Source organism: Bradyrhizobium sp. (genome assembly GCF_049581145.1).
Lineage (GTDB): Bacteria > Pseudomonadota > Alphaproteobacteria > Rhizobiales > Xanthobacteraceae > Bradyrhizobium.
On record NZ_JBAURI010001140.1, the window covers coordinates 1 to 3,357 of the forward strand.

General features: G+C 64.2%; 4 protein-coding genes. 2 read left to right on the forward strand and 2 right to left on the reverse strand.

The genetic code is table 11. The annotated features are described in order from the left end of the window. Both WCB02_RS36465 and WCB02_RS36470 read left to right on the forward strand, forming a co-directional pair. Nucleotides 1-1,434: L,D-transpeptidase (locus WCB02_RS36465; protein ID WP_423966515.1), on the forward strand; the 1,434-nt coding region annotated here is incomplete at its 5' end. An 88-nt stretch (nt 1,435-1,522) separates the two neighbouring features. After that, a complete protein-coding gene (locus tag WCB02_RS36470) occupies nt 1,523-1,777 on the forward strand; it encodes an ATP-binding protein (RefSeq protein WP_423966518.1) in 255 nt (84 codons plus the stop codon). Here WCB02_RS36470 and WCB02_RS36475 read toward each other — a convergent pair. Together WCB02_RS36475 and WCB02_RS36480 are read right to left on the reverse strand one after the other, a co-directional pair. Continuing rightward, nucleotides 1,684-2,517: a universal stress protein gene (locus WCB02_RS36475; RefSeq protein ID WP_423966523.1), complete on the reverse strand. Its 834-nt coding sequence runs from the start codon at nt 2,515-2,517 to the stop codon at nt 1,684-1,686. The two genes, WCB02_RS36470 and WCB02_RS36475, sit on opposite strands and share 94 nt — an antisense overlap. A gap of 62 nt (nt 2,518-2,579) precedes the next feature. Then, nucleotides 2,580-3,357 (reverse strand): HAD-IC family P-type ATPase (locus WCB02_RS36480; RefSeq protein ID WP_423966521.1); only part of this gene is annotated, 778 nt, incomplete at its 5' end.

Consider the following 3,357-nt stretch of genomic DNA (forward strand, 5'->3'; position numbering starts at 1 on the left):
AGACGGGGGCGCCCCGCGCCGGCCACCGAGGCCGTCGCGCCGCGCGACGCAGGCGAGCCGATCATGGCGATCGTGTCGATCAAGGCCCAGAAGGTCACTTTCTACGACGCCGACGGCTGGATTCTGCGCGCGCCGGTGTCGACCGGCATCACGGGACGCGAGACGCCGGCCGGCGTCTTCGCCGTCATCGAGAAAGACAAGGACCACCATTCGAGCCTTTATGACGATGCCTGGATGCCGAACATGCAGCGCATCACCTGGAACGGCGTGGCGCTGCACGGCGGCCCGCTGCCCGGCTATGCCGCCTCGCACGGCTGCGTGCGGATGCCCTACGGCTTTGCCGAGAAATTGTTCGACAAGACCTGGATCGGGATGCGGGTGATCATCGCGCCGACCGACGTGGCGCCGGTGGAATTTTCTCACCCGGCCCTGTTCGTGCCGAACCCAGCCGCGCTCGCGGCCGCTCCGCAACGTGCCGAGAAGCTCACCCAGGAAGCCGACGACGCCGCCAGCACGGCCGACGAGGCCAAGCTGGCCGCAGCGACGGCAGGACGCGAGGCGGCATCGCTCACGGCATCGCTGCGCAAGCTGGAATTGCTCAAGACCCGCGCCGACGCCGAGCTCAAATTCGCCGACAGGAAGCTTGCTGCGGCCAAGACCGACCAGGCCAAGGCACCGGCCGCAGACTTGCAGCAGAAAGCCGCCGCCAAGGCCGCGGACGCGCAGACGCAGCTCGATGCCGCCAAGGCCGATGCGGCACCGAAGCTCGACGCCGCCGTTGCCGCAAAGGAGGCCGCCAAGGCGGCCGCGGCCAAAAAGATCGACGCCGCCAAGGCGGCGACCGACGCGAAGCTCCTGCTCGAACCGGTCTCGGTCTACATCAGCCGCGCGACGCAAACGCTTTACGTTCGCCGCAACACCCATAAGCCGGTGCCGGATGGCGGCGAGGTGTTCGATACCTCGATCGAGGCCCCGGTGACGATCCGCGATCCCGACAAGCCGATCGGCACCCATGTGTTCACGGCGGTGGCGCAGACCAGCACGGGCCTGCGCTGGACCGCGGTCACGATCGACGACGGCGACAATGCCAAGGATGCGCTCGACCGCATCACGATCCCGCAGGACGTGCTCGATCGCATTGCGCCGACCGCGGTGCCGCGATCCTCGATCATCATCTCGGACGAGCCGCTGAGCTCCGAGACCAACTATCGTACCGAGTTTGTCGCGGTGCTGAGCAACCAGCCGCAGGGCGGGTTCGTGACGCGCCAGCCGACCACCGATGTCGACGTCGCGAGCGACAATGATGGCGGCAATGATGGAGACGATGGCGGCTTCGTCTCCTTCTTCCAGCCCCGTCGCAACTTTCAGGCCGGCAATGCCCGTCCGCGCGGCGGCCAGTACTATTATCCGGTGCAGCAGCGGGGTTGGTGGTAAGACGCGCAGGGGCCGCAGGGTCGCTCTCTGTCAACGCTACCGAGTCCCACTCGCGCGCATGTCGGTCCGCCGCCGACAGTGACCGAGCTTGAGAGATTGCGGTCCGGGGGCGTCCAGCGAAAGCCTCGCGCGGATCTTCGATGCGCTCTACTCGGCCAAGGCCGGTGGACTGGGCCTGGAATCCTCGATCTGCGGCTCGATCGTCGAAGCGCATGGCGGCCGACTCTGGGCAACGCCGAACGAACCTCATCAGTGCGACATGAAAACCGGAACAGTCATGCTGGAAAGGATCCCGCTCGTGGTCCCGCCCAGGATGGCTTCGCGCAGGCGCGGATGCCCATAACTACCCATCACAATCATGCTGGCCGAGCAGTCGGCGGCGTATGACAGGATGACGCTGGCGAGGTCGAGATCTGCGGCCGGGACCGATTTGACGTCGACCTTGACCTTGTGCCGCGCCAGATGGCTTGCCATTTCGACGCCGTCGATTTCATGTTGGACGCCATTGGCCTTCTCATCGAGCACGGTCAGAAGCTCGACGTTCGATGCCTTGGCCAGCAGGGGCAGCGCATCGTTGATGGCGCGGGCGGCCGCGCTGCTTCCGTCCCAACAGCATACGAGCCGGTCCAGCTCGAGGACGCCCTCCTGAATATAGGGGATCACGACCAGCGGCCGGCCGGCGTCGAACAGCGATGCCTCGATCAACGCATCGTTGTTCACGCCGTCGGGATTCGATTGCGTCACGATGCTCAGGTCGGAATACCGCGCAAGCCTGGCAAAAGTGCCGGCTATTCCGGCCTCATATTCCATCACCAGGCGATATTCGGCGGAAAGGCGATTGCGCGTTGCCGCCGCATTGAACCGTGCAATCGTCTCGTTCGCCATCTGCTCGCTCTCGGCGCGTCTCTCCGCCAGCTTCTCGATAGGAAAGTTGGGCATCAGGTTGGCTGAAAGTTCGGGCTCGTACGCAAAGGCGACCCCCGTCACATGGGCCTCCAGTGTCGCCGCGATCGAAAGCGCATGGTCGCGCATGGGATCGTTGGACTGGTCGTGATCCAGGTGGAGAACGATATCCCTGATCATGGCATTATCTCCAAGGAACGTGTTCGCCGAAAGCAAGCAGCGCTTGGGCCGCGGCAAGCCCCTCAGCCGACCGCAAAGCGCCGGAAGATCAACACTTTCAGTTGATCGACGATGAGCAAATAGAGCACGACCGCGATCAGCAGTTCGGCGATCATTAGCAGGCTTATCGGCGTCATCAAGATGCCGATCGTCGCCATCGAAACCACAACGGCGAGATCGACGATCGAGCTGCCGATCAGCCATAGGCTGGGGCGTGATTGCCAGAAATGCGCGCGTTCGCGCACGACATAGACGTTTCCTTGTCCCGTGGCGACCAGCATGACGAACACCAGCGTCTGGAGTTGCGGCAAGGGCAGGCTGAGAAAGTTGCGTGCCACAAAAAACACGCTGAAGGAAAATACCAGCACCAGGCCCGCAAGCACGCCGCCCGTCAGCATCAGGGTCTTTATGTTCCAGCGATCCGGTGTCGGCGAATAGGATACACGATCCGTGGCGAGCGACATGGTCACGAAATCATTGGTAAAGAGCAACAGGACGACGAGCCGCGGAGTGATGACGAAATTGCCCGTGAGCATGACGCCGATGCTCAGGAAGACGGCGATCTCCAGGGTCTTCATGATCTTGTTGATCGTGTAGGTGAGCATGCGCTGATAGATGCGCCGGCTGATCCGCACGGCGGACAGGGCATCCACCAGGCCGGGCGCTGTCAGGACGATTCCCGCGGCGGCGCGCGCGACGTCGGTCGCGCTCGCGACGGCAATGCCGACGTCGGCCTGCTTGAGCGCCGGCGCATCGTTGACACCGTCGCCGGTCATGCCGACGACATGGCCCGCCTGCTGC

Coding starts and splice junctions, on each gene's coding strand:
- WCB02_RS36475 (WP_423966523.1), bottom strand. CDS start 2,517: ATGATCAGGGATATCGTTCTCCACCTGGATCACGACCAGTCCAACGAT.